Source organism: Vibrio superstes (genome assembly GCF_003569005.1).
GTDB classification, from domain to species: domain Bacteria; phylum Pseudomonadota; class Gammaproteobacteria; order Enterobacterales; family Vibrionaceae; genus Vibrio; species Vibrio superstes.
Genome location: NZ_BCUR01000001.1, coordinates 1367491 through 1394372 on the forward strand (window position 1 = coordinate 1367491; position 26882 = coordinate 1394372).

The window sequence follows — 26882 nt, forward strand, 5'->3', positions numbered from 1 at the left end:
AGAATATGAATCGTTATTTCTCTTCTTTGGTTGAGCAGTCAATTAATCGCTCACAAGAGGCTACTTTAGGCGTACTTGGCGTCGCTAATTCAAGCTTACGCGAACACTTGAAGCAAGTGATGTCTGCCGAGAGTGGTGAGCCCCAATCTTTTATGGCGCCGCCGTTGTTCGAACACACCTTTGGGTGGGAGTTCGCTGAGCCCAATATGAAAAACTTAAAGGGTGGGTTACTTAATAGTGCAGTGGTTGATTCTCTCGATGACAAGTCCAATGGACGTTATCGTTTTGGAACCGAATTCCATCCCTTCAAACACCAGCTTACAGCATGGAAAACCTTACTTGATGAGAAACCGAAATCAGTAGTGGTTACCTCTGGCACAGGTTCGGGTAAAACTGAGTGTTTTATGGTTCCGGTAATCAATGACTTATATGAAGAGTATGCACAAACTCAACAATCTCTTGTTGGTGTTAGGGCGCTATTTCTGTATCCGCTTAATGCGTTGATTAATTCTCAACAAGAACGTTTGGACGCTTGGACGCAACACTTCGGCAGCAATCTTCGCTACTGTTTGTATAACGGCAATACAGAAAACAGTGAAAACAAAATGCGCTCGGCACAGAAAAAGCGTCCAAATGAAGTATTATCAAGGGAGTTACTGCGTAAAGAACCTGCTCCTATTTTGGTTACCAATGGCACGATGCTTGAGTACATGCTAGTTCGCCAAGTTGACTCACCAATTATAGAACAATCTCGTGCACAAAAATCTCTTCGTTGGATTGTACTTGATGAGGCTCATACTTACGTTGGGTCACAAGCTGCTGAATTATCACTTCAACTTCGTCGCGTGTTACAGGCTTTTGGGGTTGAAGCGAAAGATGTTCGCTTCGTTGCAACTTCTGCGACGATTGCGGGAGACGAAGCAGCAGGACAATTACAAACATACCTTGCCAACCTTGCTGGGGTTGAAACTGACCAAGTTAAAGTTATTGGTGGACGACGTGTTATCCCAAAGCTTGATTTTGTCGAAAAAAAATCACTTAGTCTCGAAGAGGCAGAGTCAATCGAACCGAAAGGCACTGAAGTTAAAAAAGGCAAGTATGACCCTGACGTAGCTCCAGAGCGATTTAAAGCACTGTGCGCTCATCCAGTAGCACTTAAGATACGAGAGATCATTGTTGATAGTGATAAGCCACTTACTTTAAAAGATATTGCTCAACAAGTATCAATAACACTGAATGGTGAGGTTATATCCCAACAGAAGTTGCTGCGATGGATAGACGTGTTGACTGGTACTAAGCCAGATGCATCAAGTGAAGCATTTTTGAAAGTAAGAGCTCATTTTTTTCAACGAATGACTAATGGGTTGTTTGCGTGTATTGATAAAGATTGCGGCTGTAAGAAAAACACGGCATTAGAACAAGGCTGGTCATTTGGCATGGTCTATGCGACTCACCGCCAGAAATGTGATTGTGGTGCACCAGTGCTAGAATTGAGTTTTTGTATTGAATGTAACGAACCACATCTTCTCGCCAGGGATAACAAAGGAAAGCTGGGCCAATGGAATGGAAGCGCTGGAGACGAATTTTCACTTCAACATGAGTCGGGAGAAGATGAAAATCAGCAAATCCAAGATGCTGAGGAAAACTCTAACACTCCTAAAATTTTTGGTAGTCGACTCGATGAAGAAGGGCATTTTGGTTCAATGATTATAAGCCCTGAGGGTAACCTCGGTTCATTGAATGGCGAAGGTTATGCACTGACTCATGATATGTCAGGACAGTCTCACTGTTGTAACTGCGGTTTTAGTGGTTTTAGTGGAAGCATGCCTTTAAGACGCGCAATGTTAGGTGCGCCATTTTACATAGCTAATGTTGTACCAACTCTATTGGAGTATTGCCCTGACTTTGAAGGGGAAAGCAATCACGTTGGGCCCCAGTCTTTGCCAGCTAGGGGGCGCCGATTAATTACGTTTACGGATAGCCGCCAAGGGACAGCTCGTCTTTCAGTACGAATGCAGCAAGAAGCTGAACGTTCAAAATTACGTGGTGCTGTCGTTGAAGTACTTAAGAACAAACAACTCGATAGCATGGCAAACCAAGAAGTAGTGAATGAGGGTATTTCGCCTTCAGAGCTGCGTGAGAAAGCTGCAGGCCTTCGTGGGCTTGGTATGGCTAGCATGGATGAAGCTGCTGAACAGTTAGAGCGTCAGGCTGATGCGCTTGAATCAGGAGCTATGGCATTTAAGCCAGTGTCTGTTTCATGGGTTGAAATGATCAATGAGTTAGCCAGAAAGAGCGACTTCAAAGGTGCAATGAAACTCTATAACCAATACTTATCCCCTGAAGTATTTAAAGATAGCGACGGCAGTTTAAAGCTAGCTGATATGTTGCTGTTTAGAGAGTTTTCTCGCCGACCAAAACGTCAAAATAGCAGTGAAACTCAAGGTTTAATAACAGTCAGTTATCAAGGAATTGAAACGCTTACGCGCTGTCCTGAAAAGTGGGAATTACATGGGTTGTTACTAGAAGACTGGAAGGACTTCATTAAAGTTGCTCTCGATTTCTACGTGCGTGAGAACAACTTTATGCGTATGGAAGATGAGGGGTGGATTAAGTGGATAGGTGGTCACTTTTCTGCAAAAGCTCTTCGCAACCCAGAATCTGACGAAAAAGATGAATGGCGTATTAAACGGTGGCCACAAATTAAAGGCTCACAACTCCAGAGGTTAGCTAAGCTGCTAAGTCTAGGTACAGGGCTAGATGCGAGTTCAAGCCATGGGCAGGATATCATCAACGGTTGGTTGAGGGACGCATGGAAAGTACTCACTGTAGATGCACGTGTGCTTACGAATGATGGTAACCAATATGCGCTTGATCGTCATAAAATGGACTTTTCTTTACTCGAAAAAGCGTACGTGTGCCCGATAACTAACAAGCTAATAGACCGCACATTTAAAGGTTTTACCCCTTATCTTCCACGTAAGGTCGAAGACCCTAAACTATATATTTGTACCGAAGTGCCATACCCACACATTTGGGAGTACGACATTAGCCAACTCGATTACGAAGAGGGCTTAAAATCATTGCGTAGTCAAGCCGCTCAGGATGACGCGATTCAAAAGTTGCGTAGCACTAACTTGTGGACTGATGTCAACGACCGAGCTCTAGAAGGTGGCTTCTATTATCGAACAGCAGAGCACTCAGCACAGCAAAGCGCTGACAGGCTGAACGATTACGAAGACATGTTCAAGCAAGGAAAAATTAACGTTTTAAACTGCTCAACGACTATGGAAATGGGGGTAGATATTGGCGGTATTTCGGCGGTAGTAATGAACAATGTACCACCACATCCGGCTAACTATTTACAACGAGCGGGACGTGCAGGGCGTAGCAAAGAGTCTCGTGCTATTTCGTATACTTTGTGTAAAGGCAATCCCCATGATCAGCGAGTTTTTGATAATCCTAAGTGGCCATTTGTTACCCAGATTCCTGCGCCCTATGTGGCATTTAATTCGGAACGTTTGGTACAAAGGCATGTTAACTCTTTATTGTTCTCGCTTTTCTTAAATCGCCATGTTGGGACAACGAACAAAGAGAAAACGAAACTGAATCTGGAATGGTTCTATTTGCCTGAACAAGATTCCGTGTGTGACCGTTTGTTGGATTGGTTAGGTAGTGATGCACTACAGTGGTCTAAGTCACTGGAGAGCTTAGTAAAAGGCACTGCTTTAAACGATCACACTTGCGAGACGTTATGTGATATCTCAGCGGATACAATTCGCCAATTGCGAGATCGTTGGTTTGAAGAATACCGCTATCTAACAAAACAATTGACGTCCGCGCTCAGTGATTCTCCTTATGAGTATCGCATTAACAAAGAACTCTATCGTTTAAAAAATGAGTTTGTTCTGCGTGAGTTAGCGTCGAAATCGTTTTTACCAGGTTATGGTTTTCCAACGGACGTTGTGAATTTTGATAACAATAATATTCAGGACTTTATTCGTGAAAAGCAGAATAACAAAACACCTAAGTCGGACCGAATTGACAATGTTTCGCGCAGCCGTGGTTTACCAAGCCGTAACCTTGCCGTTGCGATTCGTGAGTATGCGCCAGGTTCGGAAATTGTTTTAGATGGTCGAGTGTTTACTTCTGGAGGTGTGTCACTGCATTGGCAAAACGTACACGCTGATACCAATGAAGCACAAAAATTTGATTTAGCATGGCGTTGTGATTCTTGTGGTCACACCGGCTATGAGACTCAAGCGTCAGTGATGGCGGATCTGAATTGTAGTAACCCAGAATGTGCTAAACCAATTAAGCAAAAGCATATTCGCAGAGTGTTACAACCAACCGGCTTTGTGACTGATTTTTACGCAACGCCGACCAATAACATCGCTATGCAAAAATTCATTCCAGTTGAGCCGGCTTGGGTGAGTGCCGGGAACGCTGCGAGAGTGAGCTTACCGAATGATAAAATTGGGTACATGTTATCTAACACCGAAGGCACAGTGTTTAACCACACCTCTGGTGAGAACGGTACAGGTTACGCGTTGTGCATGACATGTGGTCGAGCTGAATCAATGGACAAAAATGGACATTTCCCTAAGATTTTGAATCCAACAAAGCCGCATCGTCCGCTTAAAGCACCGCAACGCGACAAGAAAGGTGATGATTCGGTAGAGTGTGATGGTTCGCCAACGTTGATGGAGTCCATTCACCTTGGTGCCCACACTAAGACTGATGTGTTTGAATTGAGTTTGAAAAATCCAGTTAGCAATGAATACATAGCAGATGACGCTGATGGGAGAGTGGTTGCAACCACTCTTGCGGTAGCCCTGCGCGCTGCACTGGCTGAACAACTTGGTATTTCGACATCAGAATTGGGTTATGCATTGCGTCCTGCAATCGTATCTGAAGGCGAAGTCGCGCTTGTAATTCAATTGTTTGACACTATTTCTGGAGGTGCGGGCTTCGCGAGCTCTGCGCATTTGCACGTTGAATCTTTATTACGAAAAATGGTTCGCAATCTAGAATGTCAAAGCTGTGAAACAGCTTGTGGTGATTGTTTATTGCAATCCGATACTCGCCGAGACTCTGATAGTTTAGATCGTCAAGCCGCTAAAGATTGGTTAGGCGATGGGTTTATTAACTTTGTCGGCTTGCCAGAAGATGTTCAATTGTTAGCTGGTGGCTATTATCAACCAAGTTCTATTGACCAAGCCGTGCGTCATTGGATTAACCAAGGGGCAACTTCGGTATTGTTTCAGTTACCGAACGATTTTAATAACTGGGACCTTTTAAATCCCAAGTTTAGAAATAGTTTGGTGACATACCTTGCTAAGGACAATGTTGACGTTACGATCGTGTTGCCTAATGTTGAACTAGACAGCGAAACGGAAATCGAGCTGATTGCTCTGCAAAACCTTGGTGTGAATTTCGCGTTATGTCAATCACAGACAGAACTGAATTCGAATATCGCGGTCCAGTTAAAAACTAGAAGCAATATAGTTTCACTCGCTACTGATACATATGAAAACTCTACACCAGGAGTAGGTTGGTTGAATGCTGGTGGGCTAGTGGTCGAAAGTGTCCAACTTAATTTAATAGATACAAAGCCTAAGCTTTTTGAAGTAAGCACGGCCAAACAAAGTGCGAAGAATGGTGAGTGGGAAATTACTACCCAGCTAAATGGCAAGTTAACGGGCTTTGGCGAACGATTTTGGATGCATCTATTTAAAAACGATGGTGACGAACTGCTCAAGTTATTGTCGAATGACCCTGTTGTCGAAGTCGCATACAGCGACCGTTATCAACAAAGTCCAGCTAGTTTGTTGCTTATCACACAAGTGCTTGGGTCACTGTGCAATGTGCTTTCCGCAAAACCGGTGTTGAAAGTCGCGACCTTGTTTAACGAAAAGGAACGTTCAGGTCAGTTTTTACATCAAGATTGGCTTTATCAAGATGATCACTTTGCAGTGTTCAAAACATGGATTGAGCATAAAGCCAAAGTGGAGCCGGTTCTTACCGTAGTTGATAGCCGAGCAGACATCGCTCACCGCAGGCTTCTTACTCTGACACTAGCTTCTGGCCAGAAGATTCATTTCAAGCTAGATCAAGGGATGGGGTACTGGCGTTTGTTCGAGCCACAATCAAACTTCCAAAGTATAAAATTTGGTTTTGAACTAGATCCCGTCCACCAGTTGGCACAATTACAAAAACTTGAAAAAGGGATTGCAGTAAGAAACAGTGAAGACTGGAGTACGGATATTTCGTATTCAATCCAAGAGTAATGTGGTTTAACTACCAGCGCTGTCTGATGTATTGTCGACAGCGCTAACCTTTTGTAAACATCCCCTAAAATAGGTGTATTCCGATTTAGAGTCATTTCTAGAGTAAACAGACAAAAACTAACATATGTTCATATGCAAAGCAGTTAGAGGAGGTTTAAAACATGTGGGCTATCTACTTTTGGTCTATGGACGACTTAACTGGACAGTTTATGTTTGAAATACTAGAGCAAACACTAACCAAAGATATAGGTGGGGCTGAAACTACTTTAGATTATTACAAAAATAATCATCCAGTTTCAAGGGCAATATACGAAATCAGAGTAGTGACTGTTCACTAACGGAAGAGTAGCTAGAGAGTTCTGCTCTAGTAACCTTGCTCGTCAAAGTAAGCGCAGTTCTGATTTAGTGTAGTACATGTAATCCAACGGTGGCTGTAAATGACTCTGTGTAACTGCCTCGATTGCGAAGTTATTTTCGTTCAGTACGCGCTCTTTTATAAGCTTGTAAAAGAATGTTCTCGAATTTACTCGTTAGAGGACAGATTGTTTATGATTGAGTTGAAAGTAATAACCTTTCGAGGGGATTACCAGCGACCTACCACATTAATGCATCAATTTACTACACCTGTGATAGCGAACAAGTGAATTGATACTAAGTTAATATATACATAAATAGATACGAATGTATTTATGTATTCACAGTGTCAATTAGTTGAATAATAACCCTCTTACTATATCAAATACTCACTGATTCCTGACGTTATCTTTACTTAAATAGATCTGTATTCGCTAGTCTATTAATGAAGGATATAAAGTTTCATATAAGGATATTAAATGAAAACTCACCATAAGTTATTTTCACAACTTATAAGTTTATTTTTTCTATTGCTCTTTGCTAGCAGTAGTCTTGCCGCTCAAGTGACCCATGTTTCTGAAGGCAAAATTGATAATAAAACCAGTATTGTCATTAGCTTAGAAGGAACAGTTCGTCGTCCTCTTGACATACCTGTGGTAAAGGATGAAAAGCGTGTTAACGCAAAATGGATACTGTCTGCTGATAGAACCTTCCAATACTTACCGATTAAACAATTTGGAATTGGTGAATATTCGGTGTCTTTGGCTGGTGCTCAACGAGGGGATCTAGACAAGGTCGAGACTATCTCTATTTACGAGTCCTCGCCATCAGTCCGAGTGTTGGGCCAGGGACCTTTTATTAATGCCAGTGGGGACAGGGCTGTTCCTATTGAAAGCGTTAATGCAACTGGTGCTTTGGCTTCTATCTACAAGGTTGAAGATACGCCTGAGCTATTTTCTGAATTCTACTATTCTAAGAGATTGAGTACTTGGTCAGCGCAACGTCTAAGAAAAAACTTTACCCACCAAACAGATCTAAGTTTCAAGCTTCCTCCAGCTGATGCCAACGAATCGAAAGTATCAAACCTAAAGCTTCCAGATGAGCTGCCCAATGGTTGGTATATCATTGCCATAAAACCCACTAATTCTTTTGATGACCCTAGTATCTTTCATGTTTTGCTCTCTGATATTGGCCTGCAGGCTAAGGTGTTTGATGAACAAGTGTCCTTGCAAGCTATTGATTTAAAGCATAATCGCCCGTTAACAACGGCGAAAATTACGCTACTTGGTAAGAATGGCGTTCGCAATACTGCAACCTTAAGTAATGGGTTTGCTCAATTTGATTATGCGAAACGCTCTAGTGACGATGTGTTTGTGGTCCACACGGGCAGCTCTCTTGCGGTGTTACCACTGAAAGAAGTTCCTTTAGATTTGTCTGACTTTGATGTTGGGGGAGTGAAAGACAAGGTCCTTAACGCGTTTGTATTCTCAAATCGAGACCTATTCAAGCCCGCAGAAAATGTGCCGGTGAATATTGTGGTGCGCGAAGAGTCAGGCAAGCTGAGTAAAACCCAAAGCGTTTTTGTAGAAGTTGTCGCTCCTGATGGAAAGGTAGCGATATCACGAACTTTGAATGAGTCTTTATCGGGTTTCTTTTCGCTGGATTTTACTATTCCAAGTTCCGCAAAGTTGGGTAAGTGGAGTCTAAATGTTCGTTCCAATCGTTCATCTAGCAACAACCTAGGTTCGTTCAACTTTAATGTCTCGGAGTTTGTTCCTGAGCGAATGGACTTGTCGGTCACTCTACCAAATTCAGTGGTTGCTGGTGAGGCTATTACTGGCAAGGCAGAAGGGCGTTACTTGTTTGGACAAGCAGCGGATGGCAATAAACTGGAAATTAACCCGACTTTACGCTCTATTGAGCATTTTACTGGTAAGTACAGCGACTATTTTGTCGGTAAGAAGCATTACATCTCCTATCGACAAACTCCTGATTCGGTAGAGATGAAACTCAATGCGAAAGGGGTAGGAAGCTTCACTTTAGATTCTATTTCTTCTAGTGCGCTGGACGGCCCTGCATTGTTAACGACAAACAATCAATTGTTTGAAACTGGCGGCGCTACCACAACTCGAGTGAGCAAAGTGCTTGTCTCCAACGGTAAATCCATTGTTGGTTTAAAACCAGCTTCTGACCAATTCGGCTATTTTGAAGATGCCCGATTTGGTTTAATCCTATTAGATAGCCTTGGTGAGAATGCGGTTGAAGGCAATATCAATATTAAGGTAGAGCGGAACCGAGGTGGTTACTACTGGATATACAACCAAAGCTCTGGTTGGGATTTACGACGCGATGATAAATGGAGAATCGTTGAATCTAAATCACTTGATATTAATACCAAACAAAATGAACTAACGATCCCTGTTGAATGGGGTCAATACCGCATTATTGCCACCGCACCAAGTGGTCAAGAAACTGTGTATCCATTTTATGTCGGCTGGCGTGATGGTGATAATCAAATCCCGGTAAAGCCTGATCAACTTTCAATGAAATTGGATAAGGAGAGCTACCTTGCAGGTGATTATCTTAATGTGGATATAACGTCGCCGATTAACGGTTTAGTGTCCCTCGAGTTGGTGGGTGATAAAACGTATGTGCACCAAACAATTAAGGTTAATGGAAAGCAAACAGCTCGCCTTAAGTTGCCGAGCAATCTTGAAAGACATGATCTCTATATAGTAGCGACGTTAGTCAATGCCGATCAGTCGTACGTGCGAAGATCGTTAGCGGTGGCACCAGTAAAATTGTACCGAGAACATAGAAAGCTCACTGTTGAGATTGATGCTCCTTCGAAGCTTGAGCCATTTACGACACAAAACATCAAAGTAAAAGTGTCAGGTAAAACAGACCTCGATGAAGCCTATGTTGTACTGTCTGTGGCAGATAAAGGCATTATCAACATGTCGCGCTACCAAGTCCCTAGTATTTTTGATTGGTTCTATGGGCACAAACGCCTGGGGGCTGACATCATTGACCTGTATTCAAGACAGTTTGAATCGCGCCCTTCTTCGTTTATTCGCCACAGATATGGCGGCGATGAAGATGCGACTGGTAATAAACCAATGGACAACTTAGTGGAGAGTAAGACTTTCAACACGGTTCTTGCGCCAGTTAAGGTGAATGGCAAAGGTGAGGCAAACATCGGCTTAGAAATACCTGATTACAATGGCGAAGTGCAGTTGGTTGCGACGGTTTTTGATGGCAATAAATTTGGTCAGAAAGTCGAAGATATCGCAGTAAGTGCCCCTATTGTAGCTGAGCTATCTGTACCTAGGTTCTTTGCTACCGACAATCAAAGTCAGGTGATGGTTGAAGCATCAAATCAAACCGATGATGTGCAAACTATTGAGTTGGCTTTGACAGCTAGCAATGGGATTTCACTGCAAGGTCAAAGTAGTAAAACAGTAAAACTAGCGCCGCAGCAAAAGGCCCATTTCCCAGTAAAAGTGAAAGTGGGTAATGTTATTGCGATGTCACAACTCACTTTGAGTGTGAACAGTGATGTATACAGTGTAGAGAGAAACTGGAGTGTGCCCGTTCGCTCGCCTTCCCCTTACATTACAAAGAAGACGACGCGAACTTTAGCTACTGGAGACTTTATCAATGTAACCCAAGCGCAGTGGAATGGTGTTCTTCCAATGGATCAGGGTATTAGCTCAATATCCTTTAGCCGAGTGCCTGAGATTGAATCGACAGCATTTGTACAAGGTTTGTTCCGTTATCCGTACGGTTGCGTTGAACAAACTACAAGTACTGCTTATCCATGGTTATTAGAGGATCAGTCCCTAGCACCACTCAAAGAGAAAGTACTTGGGGAGCGTACAGATAAGGATATGTTGCAGCGTGCAGTACTGCGCCTAGCGGACTATCAAAGATCTAACGGCGGTTTTGGTTTATGGGGCCGCTCCTCTCGAGAGGAAGCATGGCTCACCAGTTACGTAGCAAGCTTCTTCTTTGAGGTGAATGAAGCTTATCCTGGGTTAGTGAATAAGTCAGTTATGGATAAAGCGTTTAAGCGCCTACGTGATTATATCTATCAGAACTACAATACCGATGACAAAGCTTATGCAGGATATGTCTTATCGCGTGCGGGCCTGCTTTCTTATTCTGATGCTAAATCGTATCTATCTAAGTTAGATTCGGACAACAGCCTAACCAATGCTTATCTCGGCGCCATTTTCTATAGCTTGGGCGATATGCGTACCAGCAAGAAGTATTTTGGAGCGGTGGAGTACAGCAGTAAGCTTTATAGTCGCCATTATTACTACGACAGTCGCCTTTCATCGAACGCTAAGATAGTGTCGATGGTGAGTGCATTGGAATCTCAAGGTCCAATTAACGATCAATTAGCTGAGCTTCGCATTGAATCTGCTAAAGACATATTTAACGACCTTAATGCCCGACGATACTTCAGCACACAAGAAAAGTACGCGCTAGCAAAAGCTGGCTTTGAGCTTAAGGCCTTAAATGAACAAGAGGTACTGGTTTCTTACAATGGACAAGAAATAAGCGTAACTAAGCCTGTGCCAATGGAACAAGGTGATAAATTTTATAATTCATCGAACGACGTTGTTTATGTCACGGAATCCATTGAAGGTTATGCCGACCCAAGTGTTCTTAAGAGCTCGGTTGCGTTTGATAGAACAAGTCGAGAGTACTTCGATACAAGTGGTAAACCATTATCTCGCTCTTCTATTAATGTAGGTGACACCGTGATTGCTAAAGTCACAGTCCGCCTTAAAGAACATATTAATCGAGCGATGTTAGTTGATTACTTACCTGCTGGTATGGTGTTAGAGAACCCTAACTTTACCGCCTCTCAGGAATTATTGGACTCATTAAACTTTGTATCTGATAGCGCCGAAATGGAAGAGTTCAGAAATGACCGTTATGTGACGGCGTTGAATCTTCGAGCACATCGTACCTATCATTTTTACTACGTGATGCGTGCTGAGACCCCTGGGGTATCTGACGTCCCGAATGTGTTTATTGAGGACATGTACGCACCAGAACGATATATCTATCAACCTGGCTCTGTGCGTAGTTTGAGTATCAAATAATGAAGTTGCGAGTTATTAAAGCACTGACCATGGCTACAGCTAGCGCTGTAGCTATGGCTGCGGTTATTTGGTACATGCTCAATTGGCAATTTCCATTACCCGAGAAAAACGCTAAGAGCATAGCAATCAATGTGATTTCTGCGGAGGGGGAAACACTAAGGCAATTTGCAGATGCGAATGGCACGTTCCGTATTCCAGTCAAAGTAAGTGATGTTTCTCTCATCTATCTAGATTCATTATTAGCTTATGAGGACAGCCGTTTTTACTCTCACAATGGTGTGGATATTAGAGCCTTGTTGAGAGCATCTTATCAGCGACTTCGCTATGGGAGAATAGTCTCAGGAGGCTCTACAATCACGATGCAAGTTGTTAGGGTCTTATATCCGATAGAGCGCTCTTATGCTGGCAAACTGGTGCAAATCTTTCGAGCTTTGCAATTAGAGCAGCACTACAGCAAGCAAGAAATCTTAAACCTTTATCTTACGCATGTGCCTATGGGTGGCAATATCGAAGGCGTTGAGGCAGCGAGCCAGCGATACTTCGGAAAGTCGTCCCACAATCTCAATATCTCTGAAGCTGCACTGTTAACCGTAATACCCCAAAGGCCAAGTCTGTATCGTCCAGACCGATATCCTGAAGAGGCTAAGCTAGCCAGAAATAAGGTGCTAAGGCGTCTTATCCAAGAAGGGGTATTGTCAAAACAAGAATATGAACTGCTAAAAGGGGAATCGGTGGTTGCAGGACGAATGCCCATCAAACGCAAAGTGCCGTTACTCGCTCGAGAGTTAAAAAGTCACACTGCAGGCCAATCTGCTGTGGGTACCTTCATCGTTAAGGAGCTACAACAAAATGTCGACTCGATAGTTGCCCAGCGTTTTCGAGCGCTCTCTAATGAACTTTCTGTTGCAGTGATGGTAGTAGAGAATGAGTCGGGTAAGGTTCTGGCGTATAAAGGGTCGCTGGAGATGGATAATGTGCGCAGTTTTGGTCATGTAGATATGACCAAAGCGGTCCGTTCGCCTGGCTCTACGTTAAAGCCTTTTGTGTACGCTAAAGCATTAGATGAGGGCTTAATTCACTCTGAGAGTTTGCTGTTAGATATTCCCATGGAATTTGGCGATTACAAGCCTCAGAACTTTGATAAGCGATTTCAAGGAGAGGTCTCTGTAAGTGAAGCATTGCAGCGTTCTAAAAACGTGTCTGCAGTTTACTTACTCAGCCAGTTAGGGGTGCCTAATTTTGTCGAGAGCATGCAGGTGATGTCTTCTTCACTGCGATTAGCAGATATGAACTTAACTGTGGTGTTAGGTGGGGGCGGGTCAACCCTTCGCGAACTGGTGATGTACTACACAGCGCTGAGTCGTGAGGGCGTATCCATTAAACCTCGCCTTAGCATGGATTTTTCCATAGAAGAGTCGAAAATAATCAGTGCTGAAAGTGCATGGATAACAAAAGCGATCTTACAAGACTTGCGCGCACCTGATCGACCAAGAGCGAAATATGGGCGAAAAATAGCGTGGAAAACAGGCACAAGCTTTGGCTATAGAGATGCTTGGGCGATAGGAACGAGCAATGACTATACGGTGGGTGTGTGGATGGGTAGGCCGGACGGTTCGCCTTATGTAGGTCAAACAGGCGCAACAATGGCAGCTCCGATCTTGTTTGATGTTTTTGATCTATTACCAAAAGATACACAGAAAAACGCTAAGCCAGAAGCGGTAGAACGAGTGCAAATCTGCTGGCCTAGCGGACTTGCTAAAGCTATGGTGACGACAGAGGACTGTTTGGATAAACGCACTGCGTGGACGATTGATGGTGTCACGCCGAGAACCTTGCGAAGAGATATGCGTTTGTCATCATCCAACAAATGGCCACAGGAACTAATGTCATGGAAACAGAAGCACTCTGACTCCGCGCGGTTTATCGACATAATTCAACCTCAAGATGGCAGCCATATTTATCCTTATCAGGGCCAACTGTTATCTCTAAAAGCCTCAAGCAAAGACGTACGTTGGTATCTAGACGGTATTGTTAGCACCAGCAGCATCGAAGTTGAATCTTTATCAGGGCTACATGAGATAAAGGCTTGTAACCAAAATGTCTGTAACGCAATCCAAATTACAGTTTACTAAACGTATGGTTAGTTCGAAATTATGATTAAAAAATGCTTTCTTGTTTCAGTAATTATGCTGGTTGGCACCGCTATTTATTTAGCTTGGTTGCCTTTCAAGATGGTAGTGAACTCAATTGTGCCTACTGAGGTTATCACCACCAGTATTAATGATGACATTCGCCAAGGTCTAATAGAGCAACCCGCTTTTATCCAAAAAGTAGAGTCGCACAAAGGCTCTGCAAAAAGATATTTGTATCGTACACCACTCACCATGTTTACCACTGTCGATACTGGTCTTTACGATGTGTACGCCACCTACATCAATGGCAAAGGTGAATGGGTGACAAGAATGGGAATATACCCAGATAAAAATGCGGAAGTGTTCTTCCCGAAACAAATCGGCGGTATAGGAGGAGAGGTCGTTGGGCTTATGATCGCGACGATCAATAACATGATGGAGTGGGGTGTGTTGAAGCCGATGATCTATCACACGACCAACAATCCCGACACCAGCTTTGTAAGCAACGGATATGAAGCAGTGCCGAGGTTAGTTAAATGATGGTTATGGTGTAAAGATCTTGTTGAACTAGGCCAACCTATCCCGCTATTTTCATGTATTGTTCGTTAAATTGAGTGGCGATTTAATAAGCTTAAGACCCTCCCAAATGCTCTTAGCTCGCCATTGTCTACTCCAGAGACGGCAACAAATGACAGCATCAAAAACTACAAGTGCAGTAAGGACTTAGTCTATTTTAAGTCTGCTGAACTATGATTGAGTTGCGACAAATATCGCTCAGTTTCCAGCGCTAGCACTTCTTTGAGTGATATGATTTTTGTTGGACTGTATCCGTTAGAAAACCAAGTTGTAGGCTTGTACCATTTGAATTTTTTTAACTCTAATTCAGCGATATCATTAAGAATGCGTAATGCCATCATTTCATATCTCGCCGAAATTTCTTCTATAAACAAAGCTTGTTGTCGGACCTGCTTAAGCTCTTCTTTGGCTTGCGGTAATATGAATTTGAGTTGTGATATCTCTGCGTTAAGTTCTTTTGTTGCCTCAACTATTTTCTGAGCTTTTTTGTATGCGCCTTTTGAAGCAAAATACAAAACAGGTAAAGCGACAATTCCTCCAAGTGCAGCCATTCCACCGGTCATGCCTGCTCCGCCCGCTGCCAATGAACCGCCTCCAAACCAAGCTAGTGTTGCATTGGATGCCGCAACACCGGACAGGCCAGCAATACTAGCACCAGTTGAAGCGGAGCCGACGGTTGAAACTAGAGCCCAGGCTCCAACTGCAGTTGTACCTCCCACAACGCTGCCAAACCCAGCATCTACTACCGTATTGAAAGAGGTATTGAAGGTACTGATACTATTGATAGCTTGAGTTGAATTGGTAACTTCTTCTATTTCACATTCTTGATTCAGTACTGCTTGAACTTGTTGTAATACTGAATCTATTGACTTCAGGCGAATCCCAACTTGTTTAAACAAAACATCTATTTGTTTTTTTAGATTATCAACTTGGTCAAATAGTGGCTGATACTCTTCCAATACTCCGTCATATGCTAATTTTGCTTCTTCAACCTTAGTTGAACCACCAAAAGTAACTACTTTCGACGTAAATTTAAGAGTGTTGTTTAATAGAGTCATCGCTGGGCCTAGTGGTGGATAGTGCCCCAAGTGTATTTAGGTAGTGAAACTAGAGAAAGGAATAGTACGAATTCCAAAAGCAACTAGCCAAACTGGGTAGCACAATCATTGAGCATTAACTTATCTTACAACAGGATAAATAGGCTCACCCCAAAGCTCATGAGGGTTATTGATCATGATTTCTATCACCATAGGTACAAAGCTAGCAAGAAGAGCAGTGCAATCTTCTATCTGCTGGCGATTTACCTGACTGTTCCAGGTGGCGCCACCATGAAGCAGTTGATTTCGTAGGGTATAGAGTCGATTAAATATGATGCTTAGAACTTTGTCTGTTTTTCCGCTAGAGAGTGCTCGATGGCTGCTGCTAACGGATTCGGTCCGTTGAATCTTCCATTGTTCTTCTGAGATGGAACCATTCTGAGCGTCCCAATATGACTCAAAGATAAACTCATTGTTGAGCACGATACGAATCGTGTTTGAATATTCTTGCCATATGAAATTAGAGATGGATTTGCTCTCGTCCAGATCTACGATCTTCGTTAGAAACTGCTGAAATTTGCTGCGCTCTGACAGTAGTATCGAACGATCAATATGCTGGGCGTAAGCTGCATTAAATGCTATCCAATAGAAGATAAACTGACTATCCAAGTCTTCCGAGGATTCAGCTTTAGACAGCCAACTCAGTGCTCTATGAACTCTGACCGAAAGTGATACAGGATGCTGTTCTCTGACACTACGATGTAGGTCTTTAAGTCGTTCAAAATGCATATGAATCCTCTTCAAAGTTCATTAAATCAATTAGTTATGCATTCATCATGCAATAAAAATAGCTATTAGTATGAGTCGTGGCTCAAATAATCAAGATCAGAGTGGGTCTCGAGGGACCGTTCTTTATCTACTATTCATCACTTCAAATAACACCAGTTCTTGTTCAGCACCAATGATGACATAAATTACTATTTTCTATGACTGTCTTTACTTGCTGGTGGCGCAAGATGGCAAAAATCCCCTTCTCTAATTCGTTACACTTGCACTTCTTTTTCTGACACCCGAATCATCAATCTTTAGCGGTTATTAGACAGTAGAAAATCATTTATTTGACACCGTTGGTGGTTTTATAATACGCTTCTTGTGTCAAATAAAGGTGGCGCTATGAAAGAATACACAATTCAGCAGTTGTCCGACTTAACGGAACTGCCAGTTAGAACCATAAGGTTCTACATTCAAAAAGGGCTTGTAGATAGGCCGATAGGTGAGCGGAAAGGAGCACGATACTCCGATGAGCATATTGCTCAGTGCCTAAAAATTAAGAAGTGGACAGCAGCGGGCTTGTCTCTCGATAAAGTAGCGCAGGCATTAACAGAGCCACCAGCAGAAATACCCACACCAGCAAAGGCTGTGGGTGAGGTGTCGATGAAAACTTGCATACATCTTGCGGATGGTGTCGAGCTTACTATTGATGCCGACATTGCAAAACTGTCAGCGAGTGAGATACGAAGCTTGGCTAATACAATTATTGAACAATTGGGAAATAAATAATGAATTCAGTGACATCATCTCCATTACAAGGAGCATCGATTGCTATCGATTTGAATCTTCCTTGTGCCTCAACTCGCTTAACGCAAGTTTTTGTTAATGACAGTGATAGTGTCATTGAAGCTGTTTTTCAATTCCCGGTTCCTCGCAATGCTGTGCTAGGTGAAGTCTCTGTGGTCATCGCTGGTGTGAGATACGAAGGTCAGGTTTCAGCCAAACATAGAGCAGAACAAACCTATGAAAAGGGTGTATCAGAAGGCAAACGTAGCGTTTTGATTTCTGATCTTGGTGATGGGTTATATGAAGTCAATTTAGGTAACCTGGATGTAGAAGAAACAGCTGAAATTGAACTGTGCATCCATCAAATGATGATGTTTGATAATGGTCAGGCTAAGTACTTCTTACCAACGGTTATTGCGCCAAAATATGGTAGGAGCCGACTTCGACTAGAGCATCAGCCAACAAATAATGCTTTGGTGGAATATGCTTTTGAAGGACATATCAATATCCCTTCTGGTACAACGCTTACTGCAGGATCGCACAGTCTAGATATGCAAGCAGAGCAGGGGTTCTTCTATGGGCATCTAGACCAAGATATTAGCTTTACCTTCGATGCAAGTGAGCTCAAGAGTCATGCAATTAGTGTTGAGCATGATGGTGGTTACTCTGTTATGGGTTGCGTGGCAGCAAATGTCAGTCCACATAATCAAGGTAATGAGCGAGCAGTGCAACTGTTGCTGGATTGTTCTGGGTCAATGGGGGGTGTTTCAATGAGCCAGCTCAAGGACGGCCTTGAAGAGGCGCTACTTGACGTATCTATGACGCGAAAAATCAACGTTATTAAGTATGGCTCCAATCATCAAAGCTTGTTTCTGGAGCCTAGAGAGTTCTCGGGTGCTTATAAAGAAACTGTTTCGGAATGTGTTAACCAATTACGTGCTGACATGGGTGGCACGAACATTTATGGAGCGCTTGAGACGGCACTAGATCAAGTCTCGAAGTCTGGCGTTGAAACAGACATCATATTAGTGACCGATGGTCAGGTCTGGGAAGATGAAGACGACTTTGGGCGATTGCTAGAACAATCTGAAAAGCTGGGCGTGCGTATATTTTGCATTGGGGTAGGTTACGCTATCTCTGAGAGCATCTTGGGCAGGTTATCGGAGCGTACTAATGGTACTTTAAGTTTGGTTAACCCTCATGAGAATATGGCGAATGCAATATGTGATGTGATGGCAAAAAGCCAGTTCGGTGGGATGGCAGTGACCATTGCTCTTGAGGGAGACAAGTCGGCTTTTGTTGAACACCCTAGCTTTATCTACGGTCGTCAAATGGTGCCATTTTTCGCAAGAAGCCTAGCGCACCCGCAAACTGTGAGCATCAATATTGGTGAGCAACCACAAAACATTGCTGTGATAGCAGCTTCAAATGCGACAGAGCAACCTGTTAAGCAGCTTGTCGCCAATAGCTATATTGGCTCATTGTCTGAGTTGGAAGCGACACAGTACGCTGTTTCTCAAGGAATAGTGAGTAAATATACAAGCTATGTAATGGTCAGCACAGAAAGTGTTGAGAATGCAGATGGAATGCCAGAGTTAAAGCAAGCACCGCAAATGCAGAAGCGAGATAGATTAGCTTCACCGGTGATGATGCATAAGTCATGCAAGCACATTTCATCGGCAAGTTATTCATCGTCTTTGATCCCTGATGCTTGTCTTGATTTTGATGATGATCTTAGCGTGGATATGATTGAATGGTCTAGCGATCCTGAACCTTTGGTGCTTAGCTATTTAGAACAATTGACTCAAATCGACCAATATCTAGATAGAAGGCACGCTAAAGCGAAGCCGGCCAGAGCCGTATTATTGCTGTCATTCCTAATTGCGAATGGCTTTGATATTGAAACGCCAAACCAGAAAGTAGATGAAGCGCAATATTGTGCGTCTTTCTTATTGGATTTGGCTGATAGCCAAGGCTTTGAGTTCTCTGTTCGAGTAAGAATGCTACTTGAATCTTTTAAGCAGCTAGAGAGTATCTAGCTTTTTGGACGGTAAGAGCATTAGCTCTTACCGTTAATTTATGTGTTTTTATACTGAGATGAATATGATCAAGACATACATTGCGACGGACATTAATGGCAAGACTGTGACAGTATCTGCCTACACGGAAAGTGATGCTAGGCAGCAAGCTGAACAACTTTTAGGTTGGGGACAAGTCGTTTCCATGAGAGAGCTATAACTCCTAAAATTACCAATCCTCGAGTGCTCAATTCAACAGGTTCTACTGTTTGAGTAACTCGCGATAATCATGTTCTTTATCAACAACAGCGAGCACGTAGTGCCGTGTTTCAGCGTAAGGAAAACGGTTCGTTAATGATTCATAAATATCGTTGAGAGCGCCGGAGAACTTTCATAATCACATGGCATTAAGTGATAAGAAAAATATCTGGAAAAATGTAATTGTTAGTACGTATTTCATACAGACATTAGTGATAACTCAAATTCCTAGAATGGATGCAGTTATTGTTGTTTTCTATGGTTAGTGGATAAACTAGTAGAGGCTAAATATGAAAAAAGAACTGAGCAATGCTGATATCATGTCGTTTCTTGATAAAGTGGATAAACGACGAGAGAAGCTTCGTTCTCAAACTCAATTACATAAAGCGCTGGCTGAGCTAGATGATAGAACGACAGGAAACTCAGGCACTAGAGATTATGCTGACAAAGCATTTGATGATGCAAAGTACTTTGGGATAACAGAACGTTTTTGACGTTGTCTCATCTAGGACAAATTACCTTCTTTGGCTTTATACATTTGAGAATAGTTGAAGCTTTAACGCTGATACTTTGGACAGCTACTTCCGAATCTAAGTCTTACAACACTTCCGAAGATGCCCGTTTTGAGTAGTTAAAAATAAAACTAGTACACCAACACATAGCTTTTGCTTAGGTATGGTGGACATAAGAGTATTTAAGTCAGGGCTGATTGCTTGTGCTTTCTAGCAATTTCTTGTACTCATGTTCCTTATCCACTACGGCAGAGACGTAGTGACGAGTTTCAGAATAGGGGAACTGCTTTGTTAGTGATTGGTATAGTTGTTTAAACTCGGTTCTGTTTACAGCATCCCTTAATCTTTCGATAGAGGTGGTCTTAGTGAAGTGCTTTGCGACCGCACCAATACCGGCATTATAGGCTGCGATGGAAATGAGCAACCTAGAGTGTTCCGATTCAATATCTTTCAAGTACTTTTCTGTCAGAATATGAAGATATGCTGAGCCAACTTGTATGTTCAATATCGGATTCATCAATGATTCGTTCGGTATTTTTTGCCCGTCGAGAAAGAAGTTTGAGACGTCAGCGGCTGCGCTTTTCTCCATGATTTGCATTAGACCATAGGCGGGTGCCTTTGATACGGCATTGGGATTAAAGCGACTTTCGTTGTAGATGATAGCGAGAATAAGAGAAGGGGGCACTTGCCATTGTTTCGCGGCCATTTTTATATCATCTAAATATACGAGAGCCTTGTTGTCCCAGTATTGCTTCTGAGGGGTAATGCGGGTGGTAAGGATTCGCTCACCTTTGCGGGAAACCACTTCCGTAGTCACTGTGTTTGACTGTTGGACTTCGACGATATCGTCGATTTGTCTTTGCACCTGGCTTTGATGTGCTTGTTTGGCTGTCGATGAATCGTCAATAGTCTCGATGACAAGGGTTTTGCTTTGATAATCCTCTGTGGTTCGAGTTTGCAAGTCAGCTGAGTAATAAGTAGCGTACCTAAGCTTGTCCGTTTTAGTGTCAGCCCAGTGTGCTTTAGATTTAGCGACCTGCTGCTGATAATGTCTTTGATTGGCAGTAGATTGTGTTTGAAACTGCTCTTTGATAGTAGCTTGGGCATCTTGATAAGATGCGTTACTTAATAGGGGGACCAGTGCTATCAGCAAGGCACTTAACTTGAGTCCAACATTTTTGTTGATTAACCTGCTGATAGTCATACCTTATTTATCCCACAAGTAGCTGTAAGAAAGCCCAATTCTGTCATCTGAAGAGTCAAATAATGGCTCCTCCCAAGAAGCCACATCTAACGTGTGACGACCATAGCTTAGACCAATGCCAAATGAGGTGGCATCATTGAAGATCTCGTCATCAAACTGTCGCAAGCCAGCTCTGAGTGTTAGCTGTAACCCATCTTCGGTATTGGCTCCAAAGATAGCTAACTCTCCGCCAAATCGATTTTCAACTACGTTTTCAGAACTACTTAAGAAAAAGTGAGAAGAGTCCACATAGTCGTAGCTTCCGGTAAGCATGGTTCCAACATCACCAAAGAAGGTGGTCAATGCCAAGCTTCCTGCCAGTGCAGTTTTACTCGGCCTAATGATGATTTCTCGTCCACCGCTAAAACTACTTGAGTCGTAACTCATTTCCGTCTGGTAGCTAGCACCAAGATTTATCTGATAGCCAACCGCAGAGTGGGAAGTAAATGACATCATGTCTTGAGTTGACCATTTGTAGCCAACCGTACCCCCAAACTCGTAATCATCGGTAATGGCGTAGGTGGAGCCTGCATCGACCTGGGCCATATCACCAGTAACACCAAAGTGATGGTTGTCGACCTTAAATGCTAAACCCAAGCCGAGAAAATTACGGTCAATGTCTTTAAAGTTGGCATACCAGGAATCGGGGTCTTGAGTATTCTCACGAGTTTGAATTGTGCTTGACTGGTAATATAAACCTAGAGCGAAACCTGTCTTTGTAAATAGAGTTGCGGCCGCGTAGCTAAAATCTAGATCACCGGCCTCAATGCTATTATTTTCGTCGTTTCGTTTTCGCGTTTCTGCACCTTCGATCGTAAAATCTACAGCGTCTGTGCTAACTCCAGCAAGACCTGCTGGGTTATATATCCATCCAGTTCCATCATTGGATAATGAATGAAAAGCCTCTCCCATCCCCTTTGCTCTAATGCCTTCGGCAGTAGCAATAGATGACGTTGTTGAGAGTGTGAGTAATGTCAATCCTTTAACAAACTTGTTCACTTGTACCTCATAATTCTATGGACATCTGTACAGTACATTTTGTAACATATCGTTATTGTGCTTAACAAGGTTTTAGCTTTTGCAGGGAGGTAAATTGCGATCTAAACCAGTATTGCGCTATAAAAAATATGATGTACGACTTCTCCTTGTCATTACCGCTCTTATTCTTACTGGTTGTAGCACGTCAAACCCTCAGTGCGAACAAGCTTACCAAGAGTCACTTGAAGCCCCTCCTGGCGTATTCAAAGAGGTGGGTACTGGAGCAACATTCGGTGAAGCGAAACAACAAGCTCTTGAAAAGTTGGCTTATCAAAAAGAACTGCATATCTATCATCAGGTCGAAGTGAAAGAGACCATATTGGATGATTCGACCTCATCAAATGAATTTACTAGTGAGACTGAATTAACCTCCAACGCTTTGTTTAGAGCCCCTCTTCTTCAAAGCTATTCATGTGGCCAAAATAGTAAAATGGTGGTCGCAACTGTAGATAGTCGGACGCTGTCTCAAAGACTGGCAGATGTAGAAAACATTCACGCCTCGATATCTAAATGGTTTAAAGGCTCTAGCTGGGTGTTAGTCAATCAAGACTATGCTTTTTCTTTGGCCAGTAAAGGACTCGTGTTGCCCTTACGTGATGAGGATTTGTTGGATGTTTTTGACTCTCCAGATCCCAATATCAGTATTAATGGAAAAATGATTTGGTATGGAAAAAGGAGCGATAAATATCAGATCAATATCAATACATCGAGCTCACTGCACAGTTTGATCAAGTTAGGTGAAAATGGTCAGTTTGATGTGTTGTTTACGGATAAAAAAACACAATCTCACAAGTTTCAGGGTAAGGGCATTTTAAGGCATTTTGAGCAAGGTTCATCTGCGTTATTTATGCTTGTCGAGCATAAGCAGCCGATAGGGCAGTTTTTACCCAATGTAGGAGATGTTCTTACTCTCTCACAGCAACAGGCAGCATTGTCTCGTTTTGCAAGGCAATGGCAGCTTAATGATTGGGAGATAGGAACAGCACGGTATTACATCGCACAATAAAGGAAGATGTTATGAAAAGGATATTTGGATTGGCTTTAATTGCGTCGGCGCTGACCGCATGTAGCTCGACAGAGGAAGTAGCAAAAGCGGACTGTGCGTTCCCTGATAAATCAGAAGCACCAAGTTGGTACTGTGAGAAAGCAACGTCTACAGATCAGCCAAGTTATTTTTACTTGGGCTCTTCATCAGTGAAAGCTGAATCATCGACACAAGAACGTTTAGCTGTGGCTAATGCGACAGTAAAGTTGAGCCAGGAGCTTGATTCCAGCATCACCAGCTTGGTGAACGAGCGCGAACAGATCAACACCAGCGCAGGTGTTAGTGTCTCTAAAAAGTTTGTTGAGATTTCGAGTACGCTTATGACAGACACCAAGCTAACAGGGGTTCGTCAATACGAATCTGCAGTGGATGAATCTGGGCAACGTTGGGTACTCGTTGGTATTTCTCAGGCTGACTATCTCGATATAAAGCAACGAGTTATTGCTCAGTCTATTGAAGACCTGCAACAGCAACCGCTGACAGATGCAGAGCAAACTGAAGTGTTCTCACTGAAGTCATTGCTGAACTAATCTTGCTCTATGAATAGATGTAAACTTCTGTTTTCTATACTGATGTTGTCCATCCTTGTGGGGTGTGCGACTCAGTATAGTGACAATGAAAAAGCGTATGCTTTATATCAAAAAGGTGTCGACTCGTTTGAGAGTGGGCAGATATACAGCGCCCAAGATTATTTTAACGATGCTAAGTCTTACGTATCATCGGATACCTACCTTAAAATAGGAACCAAGAGTGAGTACAGCGAAATGACCTGTGTTAAGCGCTGTACGTTTACTCGAAATGTCAGTGGTAATCACGTTGAGTACAACCCGAACTACTATCTAAATGAAATTAAAAATGAAATTTACGAGCAAGAAAAACGCAAAGAATTAGCAGGGAAAATGGAAAACGCACCCAAATTAAAGGTATTAATGAGACTTGATGATACCGATGGTGACCGTATTCTTAACGCTGATGAGAAAGGGATTTTAACGGTACTTGTAACTAACACGGGCAAGAGTGATGCGGAGCAATTAACGCTGAAAGCAAAATCGAGCTTATCCTCGATTGCGTTTGCTGATAGCACTCAAGTGATTCCTGTTCTTCAAGTGGGGGAGAGTAAAAGGCTTTCATATCAGGTCACGAACTCTCTGCTCAGTCAAAGCAGAAAGGCAACCATTGCACTTTATGCTGAAGAGAAAGATGGAATACTTGAAGGTGATATCAAATCAAGTCTCTCAATTCGAACCTCAAAATATCGCACTCCAAAACTGACGCTAAAGCAAAAACCAAGTTCTAAAACGGTTGTTGCTGGAGATAGTACATGGCAAGTCTTTCAGCTTTGTAATGCCTCTAGTTACCCTGCACTGAATCTTCGTTTGTCCTTAACAAAACTGGATGTTGAATCTGTATATTCCAATATAGAACAGAGAGATATTCACGTTATTCCAGCCAAGGAGTGTCGAGAAGTGGTGGCACACTTCAAGCCTGAAGTTTCATTGAAACAAGGATATCGATTGAGAACGGCCTTAGTAGTCAATGACAATAAAACCGAGGTTGCCCATCTGCGTTTGGGGACTCGTGTTGACTACAGCGCAATGAGTGACGTCGAATTTATACAAGTGAAGTAGCGGCACTTGATAAAATGGTTCCAGAGTCTATTTCTATGTATGAATCTTTGTTTTTTGGGATGTAAATGGATGCGTTAGGCATTACTTCTTAGTTACCAGCGCAAAGGTTGCAATCGGCAATGATAAAGCCACTCCAATAGTCATGAGCGTGCCAAGCTGTTCTAAGTATTTGAACAAGATATCACTGATTGAAAGCGTATAGGTTACGCCTAGGATAATCATAAGATAAACAGCGAGCCCGATATAAAGGGAGCCTTCCAGTGCTCCTCTAATGTCAGTGGCTGAGGGCAACATGTACAAAGTGATGCTGGCAAGAACGAAAAGGCTCGCTAGGTCCAAAAGGGAAGAATGAATGGCTATTGAATATAGGGTTTCAGGGTAATCAGACCAAGAAGCACTTTGTAATTGAGCAATCAAGCTACTGACATAGGTCAACTGCGTTCCCTGGTATAAACAAACGCCCCCTATGATAAGAGGTGCAATTGATACCAACACATGCCCAACTGAACCCAACATGCTGTCAGGGCGTGTAAACATAACATACCCCATCGTCGGATTAGCTCTTGTCGGCATACGAAACAAGCAAACCTGTGTAACTTTGAAGCCGAGCATCTTAGCAATTAAGTAATGGCTCAACTCATGAAGAGTGACCCCAACGATGCCTGTTACAAACACAATCAAAGAACGAAAACGGCTCGTGTGTATGCATGAGTTGGCTAGGTATATTGCTAGAATGGCAATTAAGAAGTTCATGTAGTGGAAGCCTGTTCTTTGGAATAAGTATAAATCGTGAATTGCTTTGACATACAGACGTATGAAAGTAAGTAGATTTCCCTTATCAAAGCTGATAATAAACTTTATACCGAAGGGAAACTTCACTATGCCACTGCATCGTGACCCACACAAAACTATCTTTCACAAAACCTATAAACTAGGCCCCAAAGTGTCGGCAAAAATGTCTGCAGAGCTCATTATAACCCATTTCATACCACCAATATTCAATAACTTATGTGTTTCCCGCCTTGTTGCATAACGACCTAAGTTATTGATAAATAAGAAATGTGTGGTTCTTCTGATTTTCTACGGCATGTCTTCACAAAGCGCGATGGACAAGCACTCTGGCGGCGTTGCGAAATACCGTGCAGCTGAAGGAAAAACCGTACTATTGCCATACCGTGGTAGCGTTCACGGCACCATCTCTGACATCCTAGGTGGCGTACGTTCAACATGTACTTACGTAGGCGCAGCAAAGCTTAAAGAGCTAACTAAGCGTACTACCTTTATCCGTGTACAAGAGCAAGAGAACAACGTGTTCGGTAAAGAGTAAGTCGACAACAGTTCGTAAATCTCGAAATGAAAAGAGCCGCTTTTAGCGGCTCTTTTTTTGTTTAGATATTCAGCTAATAACAGTGATAGCTTCAGCTTTTAGGTTTGGTTATCTGTAGGCATGGCACTATTTTAGAACTGCAGCTCTTACTTGCTGTTCTAGTAAGTATAGGGTGTTGGCTCCTTCCATATATTGGGGATAATCTTGGAAGTTTTGTTGATGTTCTGGCGTCATTTGCATGATTTCTTCTGCTCTCATTAGCTTCCAATATAGAGGAGAGGTGCGCAACATAGCTAGCAGAGGTTTAAAGACCTCTTTCTCATAGGCCAAATAAAGATATTCTGTAATTATTTCACGCTCATCTTCAGACTGGATAGTCGTTTGAATGGCAGAAAGGGCTTTTTGATAATTAATATTTTGCTCGAGGTTCTGCATTACAGAGGTATTGTCTTCCGCTAATTTTTGAAGCTCATTGTTCACGCTATCTAACCAGGATTCTTTGGTTAGTTCATCATTTGTAATATTCTCAAATTGATGAACAAGTTTTTTTTCTATCTTGGTTTGAGCCTTCATAAGAACCTTGCGGACTTGCTGAAACGGCAGTTGATAGGTCTTTGACAGCTCAATAATTAAGGCGTGATATCCATCTTTAGGGAAGTGCATATTGGCTTTAAATATTGCGATAGCGTGCTCTTGTTCAGAGGTCAATTCACTCATTATTTATTAGAACCTTTGTTGTGATTTTGCAAT

Annotated in this window: 17 protein-coding genes and 1 pseudogene; 12 read left to right on the forward strand and 6 right to left on the reverse strand. The window is 42.6% G+C overall.

What is annotated here, in order from left to right; genetic code table 11:
* Positions 1 to 5 precede the first annotated feature (5 nt).
* The 4 genes from D5I41_RS05935 (at position 6) to D5I41_RS05950 (ending at position 14433) form a co-directional block, all read left to right on the forward strand.
* On the forward strand, positions 6 to 6290 hold the full coding sequence (locus tag D5I41_RS05935; RefSeq protein WP_119008972.1) for a DEAD/DEAH box helicase: 6285 nt from the start codon (positions 6 to 8) through the stop codon (positions 6288 to 6290).
* A gap of 833 nt (positions 6291 to 7123) precedes the next feature.
* Positions 7124 to 11761, forward strand: coding sequence for an alpha-2-macroglobulin family protein (locus tag D5I41_RS05940; protein WP_119008973.1), 4638 nt, complete (start codon positions 7124 to 7126; stop codon positions 11759 to 11761).
* A complete protein-coding gene (pbpC, locus tag D5I41_RS05945; protein ID WP_119008974.1) occupies positions 11761 to 13893 on the forward strand; it encodes a penicillin-binding protein 1C in 2133 nt (710 codons plus the stop codon). Before D5I41_RS05940 ends, pbpC begins: the two co-directional genes overlap by 1 nt.
* A 21-nt stretch (positions 13894 to 13914) precedes the next feature.
* Complete coding sequence (locus D5I41_RS05950) at positions 13915 to 14433, forward strand: hypothetical protein (RefSeq protein ID WP_119008975.1); 519 nt, start codon at positions 13915 to 13917, stop codon at positions 14431 to 14433.
* 188 nt (positions 14434 to 14621) lie between these two features.
* Here D5I41_RS05950 and D5I41_RS05955 read toward each other — a convergent pair whose 3' ends face one another.
* Complete coding sequence (locus D5I41_RS05955) at positions 14622 to 15527, reverse strand: hypothetical protein (RefSeq protein WP_119008976.1); 906 nt, start codon at positions 15525 to 15527, stop codon at positions 14622 to 14624.
* 120 nt (positions 15528 to 15647) lie between these two features.
* Complete coding sequence (locus D5I41_RS05960; RefSeq protein WP_119008977.1) at positions 15648 to 16295, reverse strand: HEPN domain-containing protein; 648 nt, start codon at positions 16293 to 16295, stop codon at positions 15648 to 15650.
* A 384-nt stretch (positions 16296 to 16679) separates the two neighbouring features.
* Between D5I41_RS05960 and D5I41_RS05965 the strand changes: the two genes are divergently transcribed.
* The 4 genes from D5I41_RS05965 (at position 16680) to D5I41_RS05975 (ending at position 19833) form a co-directional block, all read left to right on the forward strand.
* Complete coding sequence (locus D5I41_RS05965; RefSeq protein WP_119008978.1) at positions 16680 to 17066, forward strand: helix-turn-helix domain-containing protein; 387 nt, start codon at positions 16680 to 16682, stop codon at positions 17064 to 17066.
* Entirely contained in the window at positions 17066 to 19102 is a 2037-nt protein-coding gene (locus D5I41_RS05970; protein ID WP_119008979.1) for a VIT and vWA domain-containing protein, read from the forward strand. Before D5I41_RS05965 ends, D5I41_RS05970 begins: the two co-directional genes overlap by 1 nt.
* Positions 19103 to 19166: 64 nt before the next feature.
* Entirely contained in the window at positions 19167 to 19301 is a 135-nt protein-coding gene (locus tag D5I41_RS21510) for a hypothetical protein (protein WP_268978197.1), read from the forward strand.
* A 328-nt stretch (positions 19302 to 19629) separates the two neighbouring features.
* Positions 19630 to 19833: a hypothetical protein gene (locus D5I41_RS05975; RefSeq protein ID WP_119008980.1), complete on the forward strand. Its 204-nt coding sequence runs from the start codon at positions 19630 to 19632 to the stop codon at positions 19831 to 19833.
* Positions 19834 to 20038: 205 nt separating this feature from the next.
* Here the strand turns inward: D5I41_RS05975 and D5I41_RS05980 are convergent, their stop codons facing one another.
* Positions 20039 to 21055, reverse strand: coding sequence for a transglycosylase SLT domain-containing protein (locus D5I41_RS05980; RefSeq protein ID WP_119008981.1), 1017 nt, complete (start codon positions 21053 to 21055; stop codon positions 20039 to 20041).
* Between the two features lie 3 nt (positions 21056 to 21058).
* On the reverse strand, positions 21059 to 22093 hold the full coding sequence (locus tag D5I41_RS05985) for a hypothetical protein (RefSeq protein WP_147094817.1): 1035 nt from the start codon (positions 22091 to 22093) through the stop codon (positions 21059 to 21061).
* A gap of 94 nt (positions 22094 to 22187) precedes the next feature.
* On the opposite strand from D5I41_RS05985, the gene D5I41_RS05990 reads away from it, so the two are divergent.
* From D5I41_RS05990 to D5I41_RS06000, 3 genes are read left to right on the forward strand one after another with little or no spacing between them, the layout of a single operon-like run.
* Positions 22188 to 23138 (forward strand): hypothetical protein, encoded by a 951-nt coding sequence (locus D5I41_RS05990; RefSeq protein ID WP_119008983.1) that lies wholly within the window; start codon positions 22188 to 22190, stop codon positions 23136 to 23138.
* 11 nt (positions 23139 to 23149) lie between these two features.
* The gene (locus D5I41_RS05995; protein WP_119008984.1) at positions 23150 to 23707 is read left to right on the forward strand and encodes a hypothetical protein; all 558 of its coding nucleotides are present in this window, start codon (positions 23150 to 23152) and stop codon (positions 23705 to 23707) included.
* Positions 23708 to 23716: 9 nt separating this feature from the next.
* Positions 23717 to 24805: a hypothetical protein gene (locus D5I41_RS06000; protein ID WP_147094816.1), complete on the forward strand. Its 1089-nt coding sequence runs from the start codon at positions 23717 to 23719 to the stop codon at positions 24803 to 24805.
* A gap of 81 nt (positions 24806 to 24886) precedes the next feature.
* Here the strand turns inward: D5I41_RS06000 and D5I41_RS06005 are convergent, their stop codons facing one another.
* On the reverse strand, positions 24887 to 25558 hold the full coding sequence (locus D5I41_RS06005; protein WP_119008986.1) for a zinc metalloprotease: 672 nt from the start codon (positions 25556 to 25558) through the stop codon (positions 24887 to 24889).
* Positions 25559 to 25883: 325 nt separating this feature from the next.
* On the opposite strand from D5I41_RS06005, the pseudogene D5I41_RS06010 reads away from it, so the two are divergent.
* Positions 25884 to 26132, forward strand: a pseudogene (locus D5I41_RS06010) (IMP dehydrogenase); the annotation flags it as partial.
* Between the two features lie 126 nt (positions 26133 to 26258).
* On the opposite strand, the gene D5I41_RS06015 reads toward D5I41_RS06010, so the two are convergent.
* On the reverse strand, positions 26259 to 26849 hold the full coding sequence (locus D5I41_RS06015; protein WP_119008987.1) for a hypothetical protein: 591 nt from the start codon (positions 26847 to 26849) through the stop codon (positions 26259 to 26261).
* Between the last annotated feature and the right edge of the window lie 33 nt (positions 26850 to 26882).

Coding starts and splice junctions, on each gene's coding strand:
- D5I41_RS05975 (WP_119008980.1), top strand. CDS start 19,630: ATGAAAAAAGAACTGAGCAATGCTGATATCATGTCGTTTCTTGATAAA.
- D5I41_RS05960 (WP_119008977.1), bottom strand. CDS start 16,295: ATGCATTTTGAACGACTTAAAGACCTACATCGTAGTGTCAGAGAACAG.
- D5I41_RS05970 (WP_119008979.1), top strand. CDS start 17,066: ATGAATTCAGTGACATCATCTCCATTACAAGGAGCATCGATTGCTATC.
- D5I41_RS06015 (WP_119008987.1), bottom strand. CDS start 26,849: ATGAGTGAATTGACCTCTGAACAAGAGCACGCTATCGCAATATTTAAA.
- D5I41_RS05935 (WP_119008972.1), top strand. CDS start 6: ATGAATCGTTATTTCTCTTCTTTGGTTGAGCAGTCAATTAATCGCTCA.
- D5I41_RS05950 (WP_119008975.1), top strand. CDS start 13,915: ATGATTAAAAAATGCTTTCTTGTTTCAGTAATTATGCTGGTTGGCACC.
- D5I41_RS05955 (WP_119008976.1), bottom strand. CDS start 15,527: ATGACTCTATTAAACAACACTCTTAAATTTACGTCGAAAGTAGTTACT.
- D5I41_RS21510 (WP_268978197.1), top strand. CDS start 19,167: ATGATCAAGACATACATTGCGACGGACATTAATGGCAAGACTGTGACA.
- D5I41_RS06005 (WP_119008986.1), bottom strand. CDS start 25,558: ATGAACTTCTTAATTGCCATTCTAGCAATATACCTAGCCAACTCATGC.
- D5I41_RS05965 (WP_119008978.1), top strand. CDS start 16,680: ATGAAAGAATACACAATTCAGCAGTTGTCCGACTTAACGGAACTGCCA.
- D5I41_RS05980 (WP_119008981.1), bottom strand. CDS start 21,055: ATGACTATCAGCAGGTTAATCAACAAAAATGTTGGACTCAAGTTAAGT.
- D5I41_RS05995 (WP_119008984.1), top strand. CDS start 23,150: ATGAAAAGGATATTTGGATTGGCTTTAATTGCGTCGGCGCTGACCGCA.
- D5I41_RS06000 (WP_147094816.1), top strand. CDS start 23,717: ATGAATAGATGTAAACTTCTGTTTTCTATACTGATGTTGTCCATCCTT.
- pbpC (WP_119008974.1), top strand. CDS start 11,761: ATGAAGTTGCGAGTTATTAAAGCACTGACCATGGCTACAGCTAGCGCT.
- D5I41_RS05940 (WP_119008973.1), top strand. CDS start 7,124: ATGAAAACTCACCATAAGTTATTTTCACAACTTATAAGTTTATTTTTT.